The organism is Arthrobacter rhamnosi, from assembly GCF_054510975.1.
In genome coordinates, this window is sequence record NZ_JBTNDN010000001.1 from 188,740 (window position 1) to 206,872 (window position 18,133).

Consider the following 18,133-nt stretch of genomic DNA (forward strand, 5'->3'; position numbering starts at 1 on the left):
GAAAGTAACGACATGACCCTGGACATCGCGGCCTTCCGTGCGCACTTCCCTGCCCTCCTCACCGGTACCGCCCATTTCGACGGGCCCGGCGGAACACAGGCTCCCGCCGCCGTAGGAGCCGCGATAGCCGACGCCATCACCGGGCCGCTGTCCAACCGCGGTGTCCGCATGGACTCGGAGAGGAACGCCGACTCGGCGGTCAGCGAATTCCGGGAGGCGATGGCTGACCTGCTGGGGGCGCATCCCGGCGGTGTCGTCTACGGGCGAAGCGCCACGCAGCTCACCTACGACTTTTCCCGCCACCTCGCCAAGACCTGGCAGCCGGGTGACGAGGTCGTCGTCTCACGCCTGGACCATGACTCCAATATCCGCCCCTGGCTGCAGGCAGCCGATGCGGTCGGCGCCACCGTGCGCTGGATCGATTTCGACCCGGAGACCACGGAGATCGACGAAGCATCCGTCGCAGCCGCGATCACCGAGCGCACGAAGCTGGTGGCGATCACCGCCGCGTCGAACCTGCTCGGCACGAAACCGCCGGTGCGCCGCATCGCCGATGCCGCGCACACGGTCGGCGCACTGGTCTACGTGGACGGGGTGCACTACACCGCTCATGCGGCGGTCGACGTGAAGGCGCTCGGAGCTGACTTCTTCGCCTGCTCGCCCTACAAATTCCTCGGACCCCACTGCGGCGTTCTCGCGGCCGACCCGGAACTGCTGGAGACGCTGCGGCCGGACAAGCTGCTGCCGTCCACGAACGTGGTGCCGGAGCGGTTCGAGTTCGGCACCCTCCCGTACGAGATCATGGCCGGCGCCACGGCGGCCGTGGATTTCCTCGCCGCGATCGCACCCGGCGCCGCAACCGGCCGCCGTGCGCGCCTTCTTGCATCCGCTCACGTGATCGACGAGCACGAGCACGCCCTGCGCTCCCGCATCGAGGCAGGGCTGGCCGAACTGGGTGACGCCGTCGTGCTGCACTCCAGAGCCCAGGACCGGACACCGACACTGCTGGTGACGTTCCCGGGCCGGTCCTCCGCGAACGCCTACCGATTCCTCGCGGAGCGGAACATCCTCGCGCCGGCCGGTTCTTTCTACGCGTACGAAGCCTTCCGCCGCCTGGACCTCGAGGACAGCGCCGCCCTGCGGATCGGGCTGGCGCCGTACAACGACGACGACGACGTCGACCGCCTCCTGGCCGCACTGCGCGAGTTCGTCGCTTGGTAGTGCGGAATGAGCTCGTTGGAGCTGGCCCGTTTCGAGACCTGCCGAGGACGATCGTCGATGAGGTTCCCCATGTCATCAAGGTTCTCGGCTGCAACCCGTCGAAGGTCGGAGCCTCCGGTGAGGTACGGCGGTGTCAGGGCGCGGCCAGGACGCTCAGAATGTTGCCTGATGGGTCGGTGAACCAGGCGATGAGCGGCCCGCCGTTCCGGTTCACGCCCTTACTGTCTGTCACACCCTCGTAGTGAAGGAACTCCACGCCCTTCGCACCGAGCTCATCGACCGCGGCATCGACATCCGTCACCGGGAAGTTCAGGACCGTGAACGACGCCGGTTCATGTGCGGCGCCCTTGGCATAGACGAGGACGCGGTGATCGGCGCCCAGATCGATCCAAAGCATTCCGTGCTCCTCCGTGACAGGCAGCCCCAGTACGCCCTCGTAGAACGCCTTCGCTTCCGGGATCTGCCGCACGGAGAAACCGCTGAATGCCTTCGCTGCATCGACCATGCGGCCAGTGTTGCACTACAACTCCACCACGACCAGACCCTGGCAGGTCGAACGCCTCACACGGGGCTGAAAGTTGAGGTCATGAATTCCCGGATTCGCGTCGTCGTACCTGGTGACGACGAAGAGCTGATGGAGTTGCAGGTACGCAACCGAGACTTCTTGGCACCGTGGGAGCCCCTTCGGGAGGATGACTACTTCACTGTGGCGGGACAGCGGACCGACATTGACGTAGCACTTGCCCGTCATGCCCGTGGTGAGGCAATGCCCTGGGTTGTTCTGGACGATGACGGCGCGATTGCCGGCCGATTGACACTCAGCGGCATCGTCCGCGGTCCGTTCCAGTCGTGCAGCATGGGGTACTGGCTCGCAGAGGATCAGACAGGTATGGGTTTAGCGACAGACGCTGTCCGAGCAGCGGTCGCCTTCGCTTTCACCCAGCTGAAGCTCCACCGAGTGCAGGCAGAGACCCTGGTCAATAATGTTGCTTCTCGGAGGGTCCTGGCCAAGACCGACTTCGAACAGTACGGTTGCGCACCGAGGTATTTGAAAATCGCCGGCCAGTGGCAGGATCACCTGATGTTCCAGCGTCTGAACGACAGCGCTCCGTAACGGGGTGGATTGCGGACGGTCGGCTCGGGCGCTGGCAGCTCCGGCGTCTTCAGCAGTCTCCCTCGTGATGACGGCGTAGACACCCTCGTTCGCTTCGTGCAGAGCCATCTTCAAGACTTCATCGCCGAGAGCCGTTTTGGCTGGGGACAGCTTCGTGGCAGCCGAGACTGGGCCGTAGCCCGCCACGATCTACCCGACAGTCGATCCTCCATAGGCCACCAGACGACTGCACGGCCATCCGCCACTATCCGGACGCGGCAGCGCAGGTCTACCGTGAGTGCATGTCAGGCCCTTCACAAGACCCGCTCGACGACGACGCCGCTACGCCCGGCGTGCGCATGCGGGATGTAATGGGCCAGTTGGTCCAAAAGCTGAGATACGAGCCGACCGTGAAGCGCATCCGCGCCACGCTCGGCGGGCAGACCGTCGTCGACACCACGCGAGCGATGCTCGTATGGGAGCCGCGCCGGGTCGTGCCCGGGTACGCCGTGCCGACCCAGGACATCCGCGCCGAGATCTCGCGTCGGACCTCAGAGGCACTCGAGGACGGTGCGGTCGGATTCATGCTTCCCGACCTGTCGGAGGTCCCCGTGTTCGACCCGCGCATCCCGTTCGATGTGCGCACGACGCCGGGAGAGCCGGTCGAGGTGCGCGTTGCGGGAACGGACGCTGCGGCAGCTGGATTCCGTGCACGCGACCCCGGTCTCGCCAACTACGTGATCCTCGCGTTCGCCGACTTCGACAGCTGGTTCGAGGAAGACGACGAGATCATCAGCCATCCACATGACCCCTACGGTCGCATCGACATTCGAGGCACCTCCCGGCATGTGCAGCTGATGCTCGACGGCCACGTCCTCGCCGACACCACCCGAGCGCGGATGCTGTTCGAGACGACCCTGCCTGCCCGGTATTACCTTCCGATCGAGGACGTCGTCGCGCCGCTCGAGCGCAGCTCGACAAGGTCCATGTGCTCGTACAAGGGTTATGCGACCTGGTACTCCGCGATCGTCGGCGACAGGAAAGTGGATGACATCGCGTGGCAGTACGAGCACCCGCTGAGTGACGCAGCCGCCGTGCAGGACTACGTCGCGTTCTTCGACGAGCGACTTGATCTCGTCATCGACGGCGAACAACAGAAGCGCGCGGTCACTCCGTGGTCGTAGCTGCCGTGGTCGTGTCTCTGCCGGCTGTCGGCGTGCACACCTCACGCTGGCGGTGACCGTGGAACCGGGACAATCACCGAATCAGCCCTTGTTCATGTGTCCTGAGAGTCTCAGCCATAGGTGAAGGCTCCCACTCATGAAGTGTCGACAGTCGCCCATGCCCCACCTTGCCGATCTCCGCTGGCGCGATCACATTGTGGCCCAGCTGAGACGCAACCTCGCCCGTTCTGTTATCGGCGGGTCGGACACTGGGAGCATGGCACTCAGGGGGAATGGCGCAGGACGGAAAGTGCGATGGTTCAGGGACAACAAGGGGGCCCTACCGTCGATTGCGGCGCTACTTGCCGTGGCTGTGTTGTGGGTTGTCGGAGCAGTGCGCGGTATCGGCTTTCTGGTCGACGCGAGCTCGCCGATGGTGATGCTGATCGGGCTCTACGTCATGCTCGCGGGTGTCGCCGTGTCGATCATCGTCGCCACCCTGGCGCTCAATGATCTCCTGACCCGCTACTCCCGGCCCCGTACACGTCGCTAGTTCGGGGACGTCATTCGGCTGCTCGTCGCCCCGAGCCGACCCATTCGCTGCCTGGCAGTATTGGTCCCCGCTCCTACCTGCAGGTGGGCAGTAGCCTTTGCCAAGCCGAAAAGCGGCATCCCATTGTAGATGGTCTCGATCCCGGTGGCCGGGACCTGGTAGGTCTCATGCCAGACACCCACGTCCCCGCTTCCAGCGGTCTCCTTCATGAACCGGCGCCAGGGCTCAAGATGCGGAGACTCCCGGTCAGCGGCGAACGTGCGGAGATGTTCCGGGCTCTTCCAGTAGCTGAGGACCATGGTGGTCCGGCCGAACCACTGCTCACATCCGAGCATTCCCGACGCAGGATCCTCGGCCAGGTGCTGAAGCATGCGAGGCATTGCGCTTGCCACCTTGCCCACCGCCCGCACCTTCCACCACCGGTTTGCACGCATGCCGATCAGGAACACCGTCACTGACTCCAGCCCGGGATCGGCGGTATAGCGACCCGGAAAGACAACCTGCACCATGGGATCTCCTAGCTAGTGATGGACATACCTTCGATAACGTTGTTACAAAACAAGGTTATGGAACAATGGGACGCATGGCAAGACCTGTGATCCACAACGATTCCCTGCGGCAGGAGCTGCTGGCGGTCACGGCTGAGCTCGTGGATCGCGAGGGGCCCGCGCGGGTGACCATGCGGGACGTTGCCTCGGCCGCCCACACCTCCACCACCGCCGTCTACTCGCTGTTCGGCGGGAAGTCGCAGTTGCTGACCGCCGTGGTGGACGACGGGTTCCGGTCCTTCCGGGAATCACAGGTAGCCGCCGCCCCGGCGGGGCTACAGGGGTTGGGTGTCGCCTACCGGGCCTGGGCACTGGAGCACCGCGCACTGTATCGACTGATGTTCGGCGGCGCCATGGCTGCCTTCGTGGACTGCCAGCCCAGTCCGGAGGCGGCCGGCAGTGCCATAGAACCCCTCGAAGAAGCTGTCGCGGCGGCGCAGGCGTCCGGTGCCCTGCTTCCGGCGCCCGTTGAGATGGTTGCTGTGGCGATCTGGGGCCAGGTGCACGGACTGGTGAGCCTCGAGCTGGCACAGATGGGCCAGCCGGGCACCGACTGGGCTGGGGCCTTCCACTCCGCGCTGGACGCCATAGCCCGGGGCTGGGCTACCTGACGATTGCTGCAAGGGAACGGCCGAGAGCAGGGCGCTCCACCCACGTTGACATACGCCAGGGCTGGGAGCACGCTGTTAGCCTCACTCGCAAGTGTTCGGGCCTGACCAAGTGCCTCCACCGGCGCCCGCCGAGCCTCATTCCCGGAGCGCGTGGTTTCTTCTCCGGTGCAACGGTTACAAGCAACCCACCGAGGAGGACAAGATGCCCGCCATAACTGTCAATGCGCTTGAAACTAAATCGTTCAACGAACCCGATGAGAAGCGTCGTCCACCCAAGACCGAAGTCGATGTCGTCAACCTCGGCAACGCCACACTGGGCAGGTTCACTTTCGAGCCCGGCTGGCGATGGTCCGAGACCGTCAAGACAGTGGTCCACACCGAGAGCTGCCAGAACAACCATCTAGGAGTCTGCGCCGCTGGAACTCTCGCAGTGGAGATGGAAGACGGAACCCGCACCACGATCCACGCCGGTGACGCCTATTCGATCCCCGCGGGCCATGATGCCTGGGTCGAGAATGATGAGACGTTCGTGGCCTACGAGATCATGAGCGCGGCCGAGTATGCCAAACCTGCCTAGTTCTCGCCGATGAGGGCGTGAGGCGGAATCACTTCGATCCGGTACCCGTCGTGTCAGGCCGTGAGCAGAATGAGCTTCGTGACGGTATTCGCGTTGCGGGCGGTGCCGACAACACCGAGCCGTTTCTCGAACCACGTGGACTGGAGCTTCGAACCCGCCACGCCAGAGGCATAGCGGATGAATACTTCGGAACCGTCCACAGCGAAGACGTTCGGTGCTCCTGCGGCAGGATCGAGGCTGGTCGCTGGGTGCGGTGTCCGGTCGAGGAACACCGTCATGACCTAGCGACCTTCCTGCGATCCGATGAACGGGTTGCGCCGCTCGGCATCGACCAGTTGTTCGTGTGAGCGGATGACGACGGGGAGATCATGGCCGAACCGCGCGCACACGGTGTGTCGGATGAGGGCGGCGCAGGCCGCCGTCGAACGTTCGCCCGGGTCGAAGACGATGTTGCCCGCTACCTGCGAGGTCGCTACACCTTCGAGTCCTTCGTCCTCGAGGGCTGCACGTAGCTCCGCCATCCTCATGGCAGTGGGCCCTCCCACACCTCGGATCAGAGCGGCCGATCGTGGCATGGTGAAAGCCTAACCGGGGCATCCCAGACGTCGAAAGCAGCGCCACCGGGTCCCTGGGTGGCCCGAATCCCGCGCTGATCCGACGTCGGGCGCTCAGCGCCTCGTCTCGTACCTCGTCAGGACGACACCGCCGGGGAACGTCCGCGTCTCCACCAGGCTCAGGTTCACCCAGCCGTCCAGGGCCGTGAAGAACGGCGTGCCTCCGCCCACCAGGACCGGATGGGTGACGATTGCGTACTCGTCGATCAGCCCGGCCTGCATGGCCGGCGCGGCAAGCGTGGCACCGCCGATGTCCATGAAGCCGATGTCCGTGGGGCCGCCGTCGCCGGCCTTGAGCCGGGTGATCTCGCTGACGGCGTCGCCGGTGACCAGGCGGGTGTTCCAGTCGACCGTCCTGATCGTCGAGGAGAACACCACCTTCGGCATGTCCCGCCAGCGGTGGGCGAACTCGATCTGGGCCGGCGTGGCCCCCGGCTGCTGGTCGGCGGTCGGCCAGTGGGAGCTCATCGTCTCCCACAGTCTGCGCCCGTACAGCGCCAGGCCCGTCGCCCCCACCCGGTCGGACCACCATTGGAACAGCTCGTCGCTCGGTACGCCTCAGCCGACGTCGTCGCCGGGCGCAGCGATGAAGCCGTCCACGCTCAGGTTCATGGCGAAGGTCAGTGTGCGCACGGCGTCAGTCTCCCGTGAGCCGGTATTCCCTGTACAGACCAGCAGGGTGCGGAGAGGTCACCGCTGAGGCGACACCGAAGGCTGGTCGACCACCACGCCCAGCAGATACTCCGTACGGAGAGGATCCTCTCGGGAGGTGTCGCCCAGGTGCTTGACAAGTTAACCTGCCGTTCGAGGCCCTGGTCATCGCTGTTCACTGAAGAACGAGACCGTGAGGTGGTGCACTGATGGCCCACAGCACGCTCACTTACAGCACTTGTGCATGGGATCGGTGCACGCAGTGTTGCTACTAGGGAATTGAATCCACCGTGTCCCAGAGAACAACTCTCATCGCCCTGACCATTACCGCAGCGTCCTTACTGACAGCCTGTGGCGGACCCGCCTCCGAGCGCGGGTCTGCACCGACAGCGGGTGCAGGCAAGCCCTTGGTCATCTACACGAACTCGAGCTCCGATGGACGGGGCGAATGGTTGCAGAAGGAGGCGGAAGAGGCCGGGTTCGACATCGAGATCGTCGGTGCCGGTGGCAGGCACACCACGCACACGCTGATCGCCGAGAAGGGCAGCCCGACCGCCGACGTCGTATATGGGTTGAACAACGTCTACTACGAGCAGCTCAAAAAGGAAGACGTCCTTGAGCCCTACACGCCGAAGTGGTTCGCCGAGGTCGATGAATCCCTCGCCGACCCAGCAGACGAGAAGGCGTACTGGCCGCTGGTAGAACAAGCCATCGTACTCACCTACAACGCGGACGCGGTGTCCGAAGCCGGCGCTCCGAAGGACTGGACCGACCTGTGGACCAAGGATGAATACAAAGACCGGTACGAGCGCGGAAGCGGGACGGAGGCAGCTACGACACAGCTCGTCATAGCGGGAATCCTCACCCGATACAGGGACGAGTCCGGTGATCTCGGTGTCAGCGACGAGGGCTGGCGGCAGATCGACCAGTACTTCGAGAACGGTGTCTCCGCTGTCAGGGACCTGGACCTCTTCGCCCGCTTCACCGCCGGCGAAGTCGACTTCGGCCAGATGTCTTCCTCCTCCATCCCGGGAGGTGAAGAAACCTACGGTGTGACCTCCGGCGCGGTGAGTCCCGAAGTCGGCGTCCCCTACGCTGTGGAGCAGGTCGCACTCGTCAAAGGCTCGGACAACCAGGACGAGGCACTGCAGTTCATCGACTGGCTTGGCAGCGGTGAAGTCCAGGGCGAATGGGCAGCTGAATTCGGCTCACTGCCGGTCAATGAAAAGGCACTCGAGAGCGCCAAGCCCGCGGTCATCGAGTTCGACGAGCAGTTCACCCGCCAGAACATCGACTGGGCCTTCGTGCAGGAGAACCTCGGATCCTGGACACAGAAAATCGAAATGGAATACATGCCCTGACGACGGCGACACGACTGCCTCAGCGCCACGGAGGGCTTCAATGATGTTCTGCAGGAATGGGGGGGTGGGACGCCATTGCAGGTGTCCTACCCCCCCCATACCGCGTTCTCCCGCTACTTCGCCGGGCGCCGCGGAGCTGGTGCGCTAGCCGATGAACCTGAGGACGGTGAAAATCAGCGCAATGACGCCGAAAATGGTGCAGATGTAGCCGAGCACTTTTCCTGCAGTCGCGCGTTCTCCCAGCCGTTCGGCTTTGTTGGCCTGCATGATGGCCAGCGGTCCGAGGATGATGCCGAGAATGAACAGGCCGACGATGCCGAGCACCAGGCTGGTTGTCTTGGCCTTGCTGGCTTCGGGTGAGATGCCCCTGATGTCCTGCGTGTTCTGATATGGCTGCTGAGTCAAAATAGTCCCCTTAGGTCGCAAGCGTGAAGTGGAGCAAAGAAAGAGGACGGAATACGAGCTGCTGCACGCATCCGGAATAAGTCCCCTGCCGGAACTGTACCGACGCATTGCTCCGACGCCGCACAAGCACACGACGATCTAAGTAAGCAATGTGGGGATATGAGTACGAGGCATGCAGATTCAGGTAAGCAACGCGGTCCTGGCGACCGCATCTTCCACCACTCCCCGTACATGTTTGAAACCAACGCGTTCAAAGTGCGATCAATGAAGCATCCCCAATGGGATCCTCGTACGGGAGGAATATCAGCCGGCACTCCGTTTCAAACCCAAAGCGACTCGACGACTCCGGCGATGCCGATCAGAACCAGACTGCCGAACACGGAAAGCGAAAATATGCTGGCAACCTTTGAGGTTCTTTTCAGCCTGCGAAGATCATCATCCTTTCGGAAGGCAAACCTCACGGAGAAAGCAGCCATCATAGCCAGCACCGGCACTGAAAGGATAAGTGCGAGAAAGTATCCCAGTCCGTCCCATCCACCAGCGTTCTCCGACAGGAACCACAGGGAAACGCCGACAGCGAACGGCAACACAGCCAGGATGAGCGCACGATACCTGATCCACTCCCACACGACCGTCCCCCTTGAGGAGTGGTGGGCAGCCGGAACCAGTCTTCCAAGATGCCCCATAACTCCTACTGCCATGCCAACCAACGGACTCACATCCTGCGAACACGGCCTACTACTAAGCGCCCATTATGCCCAGTATTGCTACCAAGACAACGACAACCGCCGATGCCGCCGCAGCTAGGGTGAGCAGATCTCTCAGCTCCATCCGTGCCCAACGCCCGGACGGCGGTAGCGCACGGCCACCACTCCTTCGGCCCTTCTTCGGGCTTCCTTCGCTGTTTCCCCCGAATTCCCTTAGGGAGAGCTGCCAAGGTGGGTCCAATCAGTCTTGCGGCATAGGGGTAGCAGGACCGATTGACGGCAGGCGGGACGCATCTTCGGCTCGCTCGGACATACGTCCGACGATGCTGAGGCTGCATCCTCGAAGCCCAGTACCAGTACCTGATTCATCCGCACCATCTTCATCGCCTGTTGGCTCTCAGCAGGTTTTCATCCCGGCAGTCCCGCTCAGGGGGCGAGCTCCTTCTGTCTCATCGATACAGGTCTCGCATGCGCTTCCGGTCTCATTCAAGGAGCTTCATCATGACCACTTCACGGACTCGCACTCACCGCAAGAAGAAAATCGCCGCTGTCACCGCGGCTCTCATCGTGGGAGGTAGCGGTGCGTTCGCGTTCTGGTCCTCGATGGGCGCCGGCACAGGATCTGTCAGCACCGGCACGAGCACCCCCTTCACGGTCACCGCAGGCACCGCAGCCGGGGGCGCGCTGACCCCCGGGGGTCCGACCCAGACCGTGCCGTTCACCGTCACGAACCCCGGCACCGGATCGCAGAACCTCGCAGCGGTCACGGTCACGGTCGCCGGTCCTGCCGGCACCGCCTGGACGGACGTCCCGGGGTGCTCGGCATCGGATTACACGGTGGGCACGCCGACCATCACTGCCGGCCAGATCGCCTCCGGCGCAAGTGTGTCGGGAACAGTGACCGTCACCATGAACAACCTCACCACCAATCAGGACGCCTGCAAGAACGCGACCGTCCCGCTGTACTTCAGCGCCCGCTGATCACCTCGGGTGGGGCGCATACCGGCGTCCCACCTGATGCCGCAGGCCAGTAAGTTCGAGCACCACCGACGGTGCACCTCCACCTGCACCAGTCAACGGGTGTCGGTGACTCCCGGTCAGCAACCTCCTACAGCGTGAAAACGACGAGCCCCCATGAATGCCAGGACTGATTTATCCGCCGCTCCGGACAGGAGGCGGTCACGTCGGGAGTCCTCACGCCCACTGTCCGTGCCACCGGTCGCCGTCGTACTGGCATTCATCATCAGCGCCGCAGCTGTCCTCTCCTTTCTGGTCGCCGCGTCCCCGGCAGCCCAGGCGGCCTACACCAGTGCCGGAAGCGGAACAGGAAGCGTCTCGACCGGGTTCCTGGCCTCACCGACCAGCGTCACCGTCCCGTCGACCACCACCGGGGCTGTCCCGGTATCCTGGACCGCGCCGGTCGGCGTCCTGACACCGGTCGCGTACTACGTGGTCCGCTCTACCAATGGCGTTCGATCACCTGCCTGCGGCACGACGCCGGGCAGCAGCATCACAGCCACCAGCTGTACAGATTCTCCCCCGACCGCGGGGCCTCATACCTACACGGTGACGGCAGTCCACAAATCCTGGACGTCCACGAGCAATCCCAGCGGAAGCGTCACGCTCACGGCCGGAAAACTCGTCTTCACGGTTCAGCCCAGTGATGTCGCAGCGAACGGAACGATCACTCCTTCTGTGCAGGTGGCACTGCAATCCACGCAGGGGGTGCCCGTCCGCACGCCGAACCAGCCCATCACCCTGGCGATCGGCGCGAACCCCGGCGGAAGCAACCTCACCGGCACCCTCACGGCCACGACCGGCACGGATGGCACCGCGACTTTCAGCGACCTACACCTCGACAAGCTAGGCACAGGGTACACACTCACCGCCACCAGCAGCGGCATCCCCGCAGCTACCAGTACGGGCTTCGCCGTGACCGCGTCCGTGTTCGTGTTCACCACCGCCGCAACGAACGGCATCGCGTCAGCAACAGCAGGGCAGGGCCCCATCACGGTTCAGCGCGTCAACTCCGCCGGCACACCCATCACCGCTTCCTCAGGTGGACTGAGTCTCACCCTCGCATCCACCACCGCCGGAAGCGCGTCCTTCGCGGCCAGCCCCAACGGGCAACCCATCACGACCATCACCATCCCCAACGGAGCCTCGAGCGCGACGTTCTACTACGGCGATACCAGGGCGGGTTCCCCCGTGGTCCGGGTCAGCGCCACCGGTGTGACCGCGGGGTCCCAGACACAGACCGTCACCGCCGCTCCAGCCTCGAAACTGGCCTACACCACACAGCCCCTCTCCGGGACGACCTCCACCACGGCGGATCTGGGGCCTCTCACCGTCCAGCTCCAGGACCCTTTCAACAACCCGGTGGTCGCGCCGGCTGCGGGAGTCCCTGTCCGTCTCGCCTCCACCACCACCGGAACCGCAGTGTTCTCCCCCACGCAGGGAGCGACCGCTACCGCAGCCACTGCCACCATCCCGTCAGGGTCCTCCTCGCTCACCTTCTACTACGGTGATACACGAGCCGGTACCGCCACCATCAGCGCAACAGCCGGCAGCCTCCCGGCCGCGTCCCAGGCGATCACCCTGACCAGCCCGGTTGCCACGCAACTGGCAATCACCAGTCCGGCTGTCACAGGTACCGCGACGGCAACCACTACCCTGGGTCCCATCACCGTCCAGTTACGCGACGCTGCCGGGCTGCCCGTCACCGCACTCGGTCAGGGTACGACGCTGACCGTCGCCTCCACCTCTCCAGGCACCACCAGGGTTTCCAGCACCCAGGGCGCGACGACCACGGGCACCATCACCATTCCTGCCGGCGCCACCAGCACCACGTTCTACTACAGCGACACACTGGCCGGCACACCAACGGTCACCGTCGCCGCGCCGGGTCTGACGAACGTAAGCCAGCAAGTCACCGTTCGCGCAGCCGCCCCGGCACGTCTGACCTACCTCACCGCACCCGCCAGAGGACAAGCGTCGAGCACCACGAACGTAGGACCGATGACGGTGCAGCTCGAGGACAGCTTCGGCAACCCTTCCCCCGCCCCTGCCGGTGGAACCCTGCTCAACCTCACCTCGACCTCCGCCGGCACGAGAATCTTCTCCACCACGCGCGGAACAACCACCAGCACCCCGACCATCACCATCCCTGAAGCAGCAACGAGCACCACCCTGTACTACGCCGATACGGCCGCAGGAACACCCACCCTCACAGTCACCGGCGCGAACCTCACGTCCGCCGCACAACAGCAGACCATCACCGCGGCCGCACCGGCCCAGGTCCAGTTCCTGCAGAACCCCACCAACGTGCGCAAGGGTGTCCCCTTCTCTCCCACCATCACCGCAACCATCGTGGACCAGTACGGCAACAGGACGACGAGTACCGCTGCCGCGACCCTCGAGCTCAGGACCAGCACAGGCGCAACGGGAGCCCGAGGCAACCTCGGCGGAAGCACCACCGTGAACGCCGTCAACGGCATCGCCACCTTCACTGGACTCACCGTCGGCGGCCCGGCATCCGGCCCCTACACGCTCCTGGCCACCAGCAGTCTCCTCACAAGCGGACTCAGTTCCGTCTTCATCGTGGGCTGACCAGCTACTGCTACATGTCCATCAGCCCGGAGATCAGTTCCTGAGGCGCGGTCTGGCTTCCCTGAGGTCAGCGCAGGAGAATGAAGCGCATGGTGTCACCTCCGCCGAACGGCGGTACGGTCCTGTTGAAGTACCCGCTCACGGGTAGGTTCCGGGCACGGAACAGCCCCGCGCGAAGAGTGCCGAGTCACGGCACGGACCTGATGGGAACGGCCTTCGCCATCGACTTCATCCCCGTTGATTCCTACGGGCGGTCAGCGCCCTGGAACTGGCGGGCGGTTGTGGCGACGGAACGGCCGGAGAAGTTTTTCGGGTTCGGCGCGGCCGTCGTGGCACCCGGCAGGGGCACCGTCGTCATCGCCCATGACGGCGAAGACGACCATAAGGCCCGAAGATCACAACTCACGCTCATCTCGTACATGGCGGGACAGGCGCAGCGCATCCAGCGGGGTGCGAGCGCGATAGCCGGCAATCACGTCGTGATCGCCCTGGGCGACGGCGGGCCCTTCGTGCTGGTCGCCCACCTGCGGAAGGATTCGGTCCGCATCGGTGTCGGCGACCTGGTCGAAGCCGGTCAGGTGCTTGGCGAGGTCGGAAACTCAGGGAACAGCACACAACCGCATGTGCATGTGCAGGTCACCGACAGCACGCAATGGTCCCGTGCGCAGGCCCTGCCCATCGCCTTCGAGACCCCGAATGGCGTCGAGCTACCCTGCGAGTCACAGATCATCCTCGTGCCGTGAGGAGAGGCATCTGCACGCCGGGGATTCCGTTCCGGTTCTCATGCCGCAGCGATGACGAGGGCGGTGCTGTGACCGCCGAAGCCGAATGCGTTGGTGATGGCAGTTTCCGAGCCGGCGCACTCGATCGTGGTCTTGATGACGTTGAGGTTGATTCCCGGGTCTTGGTTTTCGAGATTGAGTGTGCCTGGCAGCAGTCCGGTCCGGAGGGCCTGGATGGTCACGATGGCACCGAGCGTCCCGGCTCCCCCCAGCAGGTGTCCTGTCATGGACTTGGTGGAGGTGACAGGGATTTCCTCTCCGACGACAGCAGCGATGGCGCCCGCCTCCAGAAGGTCACCGACAGGGGTCGATGTAGCGTGCGCATGGACGAAGCCGACATCGGATCCGGAAAGCCCTGCCGATGCAAGAGCTTTCTGCATGACGCGGTGCTGTATCGCCTGGTCGGCGGCCACGATGTCGCCGGCGTCGGACGTGACCGCGGCCCCGGCGATCCGCCCCAGAATCTCAGCTCCACGCCCCCGGGCGAAGTCTTCCCGCTCGAGGACGATGATGCCGGCGCCCTCGGCCATCACGAACCCGTTCCGGTCCCGGTCGAAAGGCCGAGAAGCCCCGGTCGGATCATCGTTGCTCGTGGAGAGCGCTCGGAGCTGAGCGAAACCGCTGATCGCCAGCTCGTTCACACAGGCGTCGACTCCCCCAGCGACGACGACGTCCACTGCACCCGAGGAGATCATCTCGACGCCCTGGGCGATCGCTTCGGCTCCGGAGGCGCAGGCACTCACTGGAGTGCGGGCCCCTCCCTGGGCGCCGATATCGATGGACACCCACGCAGAAGGACCATTGACCATCATATGCGTCAACGTATGAGGGGAAACCCGGCGTGGTCCGCCGGTATCGAGGTTCCGGACCTGTGACACCACCGTGCCCAGACCTCCGTAGCCGGATCCGATCACCACGGCGAGGCGGTCGGGATCAACGCCGGGCCGCCCGGCCTGGGCCCATGCCTCACGCGATGCCACGACTGCCAGATGCCCGCAGCGGTCCATCCGCCGGTATTCCCTGGTGGACAGCATTGCAGCGGGATCCGTAGCGACGAGCCCGGCGAGGCGCACCGGCAGCTCTTGCGCCCATGGTTGATCCAGGACCGTGATGCCCGACCGGCCCTCCACGAGCTCGTTCCAGGTCTGGTCGACCGTACCCCCTACAGGAGTCATGGCACCCATACCGGTCACCACCACCCCAACTGCCTTCGCAACCACAGAAACCCCTCCTCCTACTGTCCGGGAAACAAGACGGCCCGTTGCCGAAACGAGCTCCGTCGTCCCCCATCATCGCAGGGCAGGCCCGCGACGGCACCGGCCGGTGGTGGGGGCAACCGTCAGCGGAAACGGCACGGCGCACACGGGTTCGACCAGGCAGATGAACCAGTGATGGAGTAGCAATAAGGCATGACGCACGCCATCTTCGACAGCCACTTCCACATCATCGATCCCAGGTTTCCGCTGATACCCAATGATGGGTTCCTCCCTCCTGACTTCACCGTGGACCACTACCGCTCCCGGACGAAGGCTCTCGGGATGTCCGGCGGCGTCGTCGTATCGGGGTCCTTCCAGGGCTTCGACCAGGACTACCTGCTGAATGCCCTCAGAGAGCTCGGACCGGGATTCGCGGGTGTGGCGAATCTTCCTGCGGATATTCCTGATTCCGGGATAGAGGAACTGGCCGCCGCCGGTGTTCGAGCTGTGCGCTTCAACCTCTACCGCGGAGGGTCCGAGAGCGTCGGCGAACTCCTACGGTTGAGCACCCGGGTCGCGGCGGTCGCCGGCATGCACACCGAACTGTATGTCGATGCAACGGATCTGGACGCACTCGAACCGACGCTGGCGCAGCTGCCCCGGGTCAGCATCGATCACCTGGGAATGAGTGGAGCCAATCGGGAGGTCCTGCTCCGACTGGTGGGAAGAGGCATGCGTGTGAAGGCGACGGGTTTCGGGCGCGTCACGCTGGACGTCGTCGAGGCCCTGCGCGCGATCCACGCCGTCAACCCGACCGCTCTCATGTTCGGCACCGACCTGCCGTCCACCCGAGCCCGGCGGCCGTTCGCCGCCACCGATATTCCCCTCATAGCCGAGGCTCTCGGCGAGTCGGCTCTGCCGGCGGTGCTGCACGAGAACGGACGGTCCTTCTACCGCATGGAACCGGACGCCACGCCGGCGGCCGGGTCGTGGTGACAGGACTCGGACAGTTTCCCCGCGGACCCGGCCCCTACCTCCTCGAGGGCTCCGCTGTAGGACCCGGAGCGATTAGGACACAACCGCTATTCAGGCCGCCGACCCGTCCCGGCGGCGTCGGACTGGACCTCGCGAACGACGTCGGTGTGGCCGCCGAGTTCCGCCAGCTCGTGGGCCAACTCCTGAAGTTCGGCGCCGCCGGCCATCAGACCTGTGAGTTCATCGAGTTCGATGTCCTTCTTGTCGTAGCAGCCGATGCTTCTTCCGCGTTTGAGGAGCAGGAACCTGTCACCGACCGGGTAGGCGTGGTGCGGGTTGTGGGTGATGAAGATGACGCCGAGCCCCCGGTCACGCGCCTGCAGGATGTAGCGAAGGACGACGCCGGACTGTTTCACACCCAGTGCCGCCGTCGGCTCGTCCAGGATCAGTGCCTTGGCGCCGAAGTAGACAGCACGCGCAATGGCCACGCACTGCCGCTCGCCGCCCGAGAGCTGACCGATGGGCTGGTCGACGTCGCGAAGGTCGATGCCCATGTCCGCCAGTTCCTTCCTGGTGACCGTCTTCATCCGCTTGACGTCCAGCCGCTTGAACGGACCTTTGCCGACGGTCAGCTCGGAGCCCAGGAAGAAGTTCCGCCAGATGGGCATGAGCGGCACAACGGCAAGATCCTGGTACACCGAGGCGATGCCGGCATCCAGCGCTTCCCGGGGGCTGGCGAGTCTGCGCTCCTGACCCAGAATCCTGAACGTTCCCTCGTCGTGCTGGTGCAGTCCGGCGATGATCTTGATCAGCGTGGACTTGCCGGCGCCGTTGTCGCCGAGCACACAGGTCACCCGCCCCTGGTCGACGGTCATGCTGACATCGCTCAGGGCGATGATGTTGCCGTAGTGCTTGCCCACGCCGTCCAGCTCCAGGAGGTGGACCGGGGCGGGAGTAGGCGGGTTCTGCCCGTTGCTCATAGCGGCCGTGCCCTTCCTATGTTCGTTCCGCACGGCGTTTGACGATCAGGTTCACGATGGTGGCCAGCAGCAGCATCAGGCCCAGGAAGAACTTGAACCAATCCGGGTTCCACTCTGCGTAGACGATTCCTTTGTTGGCCATGCCGAAGATGAAGGCACCGATGGCCCCTCCGATCGCCGAGCCGTAGCCGCCTGTGAGCAGGCAACCGCCGATGACCGCCGCAATGATGTACAGGAATTCATTGCCGATACCCTCACCGGACTGGACGGCGTCGAAGGCGAAGAGGTTGTGCATGCCGAGCAGCCAGCCGCAGAAACCTACGCCCATGAAGAGCCCGATCTTGGTGGCCCTGACGGGTACGCCCACGGCACGAGCCGCATTCGCGTCTCCGCCCACGGCGAAGATCCAGTTGCCGATTCTCGTGCGCAGCAGCAGCCAGGACGCAATCACCACGAGGACGATCCAGATGAGGATCGGGCTTTTCAGGTCCATGCCGCCGATGGTGAAGCTGCTGGCGAAGACAGCCCGAGCTGATTCGAAACCATCCATCGAGGCGATCGACGGCGTCGCCACGCTGCCGCCGATCAGCCGGGTCAGCGCCAGATTCAGCCCTGTCAGCATGAGGAAGGTGGCCAGGGTGACGATGAAACTCGGCAGCTTCGTCTTCATCAGGATCCAACCGTTGACGAAACCGATCAGCAGGGAAACGATCAGGGCCACGCCGACGCCCACCCAGAGGTTCAGGGAGAAATACCAGCTGAACAGGGATGCGGTCAGGGCCGAACTGATCACGGCGACACCGGCGGAAAGATCGAACTCCCCGCCGATCATCAGCAGTGACACGGCCACCGCCATGATGCCGAAGGTCGAGGAGCCGTAGAGCACCGTGGCGAAGGAGTTCGGCTGCAGGAAGACAGGGGCTGCGGCCGAGAAGAAGATGAACAGGACGATGGCGCCCACCAGGGCGCCGACTTCCGGACGGCCCAGCAGGTTCTGTACGACGCTGCGCCTGCCGACGCGTTCATCCAGCGTGGGGATTTCTACGAGTGTTGCCATGTGATTCTCCTCATCGGGCTGCTGCCAGGG

20 protein-coding genes and 1 pseudogene are annotated in these 18,133 nt (G+C 64.4%); 11 read left to right on the top strand and 10 right to left on the bottom strand.

Translation table 11 applies throughout. The features are described 5' to 3' along the window. Positions 1–12: 12 nt before the first annotated feature. On the top strand, positions 13–1,221 hold the full coding sequence (locus ACX80J_RS00795) for a cysteine desulfurase-like protein (RefSeq protein WP_459346499.1): 1,209 nt from the start codon (positions 13–15) through the stop codon (positions 1,219–1,221). Between the two features lie 133 nt (positions 1,222–1,354). On the opposite strand, the gene ACX80J_RS00800 is transcribed toward ACX80J_RS00795, so the two are convergent. Then, positions 1,355–1,726, bottom strand: coding sequence for a VOC family protein (locus ACX80J_RS00800; RefSeq protein WP_459343728.1), 372 nt, complete (start codon positions 1,724–1,726; stop codon positions 1,355–1,357). 81 nt (positions 1,727–1,807) lie between these two features. Here ACX80J_RS00800 and ACX80J_RS00805 point away from each other — a divergent pair, with 81 nt between their 5' ends. The 3 genes from ACX80J_RS00805 to ACX80J_RS00815 all read left to right on the top strand — a co-directional run bounded on the left by ACX80J_RS00805 (position 1,808) and on the right by ACX80J_RS00815 (position 4,030). Then, positions 1,808–2,335 carry a GNAT family N-acetyltransferase gene (locus ACX80J_RS00805; protein WP_459346500.1) on the top strand — a complete coding sequence of 176 codons (528 nt, stop codon included), beginning with the start codon at positions 1,808–1,810 and terminating at the stop codon, positions 2,333–2,335. A 281-nt stretch (positions 2,336–2,616) separates the two neighbouring features. Next, positions 2,617–3,498: a DUF427 domain-containing protein gene (locus tag ACX80J_RS00810; RefSeq protein WP_459343730.1), complete on the top strand. Its 882-nt coding sequence runs from the start codon at positions 2,617–2,619 to the stop codon at positions 3,496–3,498. Between the two features lie 346 nt (positions 3,499–3,844). After that, complete coding sequence (locus ACX80J_RS00815) at positions 3,845–4,030, top strand: hypothetical protein (RefSeq protein WP_459343731.1); 186 nt, start codon at positions 3,845–3,847, stop codon at positions 4,028–4,030. Here ACX80J_RS00815 and ACX80J_RS00820 read toward each other — a convergent pair. Further along, entirely contained in the window at positions 4,027–4,539 is a 513-nt protein-coding gene (locus tag ACX80J_RS00820) for a DUF4188 domain-containing protein (RefSeq protein WP_459343732.1), read from the bottom strand. The genes ACX80J_RS00815 and ACX80J_RS00820 overlap by 4 nt on opposite strands. A 74-nt stretch (positions 4,540–4,613) precedes the next feature. Here ACX80J_RS00820 and ACX80J_RS00825 point away from each other — a divergent pair, with 74 nt between their 5' ends. Together ACX80J_RS00825 and ACX80J_RS00830 are read left to right on the top strand one after the other, a co-directional pair. After that, a complete protein-coding gene (locus tag ACX80J_RS00825; protein WP_459343733.1) occupies positions 4,614–5,189 on the top strand; it encodes a TetR/AcrR family transcriptional regulator in 576 nt (191 codons plus the stop codon). A gap of 202 nt (positions 5,190–5,391) precedes the next feature. After that, positions 5,392–5,766 carry a cupin domain-containing protein gene (locus ACX80J_RS00830; protein WP_301226433.1) on the top strand — a complete coding sequence of 125 codons (375 nt, stop codon included), beginning with the start codon at positions 5,392–5,394 and terminating at the stop codon, positions 5,764–5,766. Between the two features lie 53 nt (positions 5,767–5,819). Here the strand turns inward: ACX80J_RS00830 and ACX80J_RS00835 are convergent, their stop codons facing one another. From ACX80J_RS00835 to ACX80J_RS00845, 3 genes and pseudogenes are all read right to left on the bottom strand, one after another. Then, on the bottom strand, positions 5,820–6,044 hold the full coding sequence (locus ACX80J_RS00835; protein WP_459346501.1) for a hypothetical protein: 225 nt from the start codon (positions 6,042–6,044) through the stop codon (positions 5,820–5,822). A gap of 3 nt (positions 6,045–6,047) precedes the next feature. Beyond that, positions 6,048–6,341 (bottom strand): DUF1697 domain-containing protein, encoded by a 294-nt coding sequence (locus ACX80J_RS00840; RefSeq protein WP_459346502.1) that lies wholly within the window; start codon positions 6,339–6,341, stop codon positions 6,048–6,050. Positions 6,342–6,434: 93 nt separating this feature from the next. Beyond that, positions 6,435–7,013: pseudogene (locus tag ACX80J_RS00845) on the bottom strand (dihydrofolate reductase family protein). Positions 7,014–7,438: 425 nt separating this feature from the next. Here ACX80J_RS00845 and ACX80J_RS00850 point away from each other — a divergent pair. Continuing rightward, positions 7,439–8,392: an extracellular solute-binding protein gene (locus tag ACX80J_RS00850; protein ID WP_459346503.1), complete on the top strand. Its 954-nt coding sequence runs from the start codon at positions 7,439–7,441 to the stop codon at positions 8,390–8,392. Between the two features lie 144 nt (positions 8,393–8,536). On the opposite strand, the gene ACX80J_RS00855 is transcribed toward ACX80J_RS00850, so the two are convergent. Together ACX80J_RS00855 and ACX80J_RS00860 are read right to left on the bottom strand one after the other, a co-directional pair. Next, positions 8,537–8,797, bottom strand: a complete 261-nt coding sequence (locus ACX80J_RS00855) for a hypothetical protein (RefSeq protein WP_459343737.1) — start codon at positions 8,795–8,797, stop codon at positions 8,537–8,539. 320 nt (positions 8,798–9,117) lie between these two features. Beyond that, positions 9,118–9,498 carry a hypothetical protein gene (locus ACX80J_RS00860; RefSeq protein WP_459343738.1) on the bottom strand — a complete coding sequence of 127 codons (381 nt, stop codon included), beginning with the start codon at positions 9,496–9,498 and terminating at the stop codon, positions 9,118–9,120. Positions 9,499–10,005: 507 nt separating this feature from the next. Between ACX80J_RS00860 and ACX80J_RS00865 the strand changes: the two genes are divergently transcribed. The 3 genes from ACX80J_RS00865 (at position 10,006) to ACX80J_RS00875 (ending at position 13,856) form a co-directional block, all read left to right on the top strand. Beyond that, the gene (locus tag ACX80J_RS00865; RefSeq protein WP_459343739.1) at positions 10,006–10,485 is read left to right on the top strand and encodes a hypothetical protein; all 480 of its coding nucleotides are present in this window, start codon (positions 10,006–10,008) and stop codon (positions 10,483–10,485) included. A gap of 228 nt (positions 10,486–10,713) precedes the next feature. Beyond that, a complete protein-coding gene (locus ACX80J_RS00870) occupies positions 10,714–13,113 on the top strand; it encodes a beta strand repeat-containing protein (RefSeq protein ID WP_459346504.1) in 2,400 nt (799 codons plus the stop codon). A gap of 203 nt (positions 13,114–13,316) precedes the next feature. After that, complete coding sequence (locus ACX80J_RS00875) at positions 13,317–13,856, top strand: M23 family metallopeptidase (protein ID WP_459346505.1); 540 nt, start codon at positions 13,317–13,319, stop codon at positions 13,854–13,856. Between the two features lie 38 nt (positions 13,857–13,894). Here the strand turns inward: ACX80J_RS00875 and ACX80J_RS00880 are convergent, their stop codons facing one another. Then, complete coding sequence (locus ACX80J_RS00880; protein ID WP_459346506.1) at positions 13,895–15,115, bottom strand: beta-ketoacyl-[acyl-carrier-protein] synthase family protein; 1,221 nt, start codon at positions 15,113–15,115, stop codon at positions 13,895–13,897. A 189-nt stretch (positions 15,116–15,304) separates the two neighbouring features. On the opposite strand from ACX80J_RS00880, the gene ACX80J_RS00885 reads away from it, so the two are divergent. Continuing rightward, the gene (locus tag ACX80J_RS00885) at positions 15,305–16,087 is read left to right on the top strand and encodes an amidohydrolase family protein (RefSeq protein ID WP_459346507.1); all 783 of its coding nucleotides are present in this window, start codon (positions 15,305–15,307) and stop codon (positions 16,085–16,087) included. Positions 16,088–16,173: 86 nt separating this feature from the next. On the opposite strand, the gene ACX80J_RS00890 is transcribed toward ACX80J_RS00885, so the two are convergent. Both ACX80J_RS00890 and ACX80J_RS00895 read right to left on the bottom strand, forming a co-directional pair. Then, positions 16,174–17,046: an ATP-binding cassette domain-containing protein gene (locus tag ACX80J_RS00890; protein WP_459346508.1), complete on the bottom strand. Its 873-nt coding sequence runs from the start codon at positions 17,044–17,046 to the stop codon at positions 16,174–16,176. Positions 17,047–17,062: 16 nt separating this feature from the next. Beyond that, positions 17,063–18,103, bottom strand: a complete 1,041-nt coding sequence (locus tag ACX80J_RS00895) for an ABC transporter permease (RefSeq protein WP_459346509.1) — start codon at positions 18,101–18,103, stop codon at positions 17,063–17,065. Between the last annotated feature and the right edge of the window lie 30 nt (positions 18,104–18,133).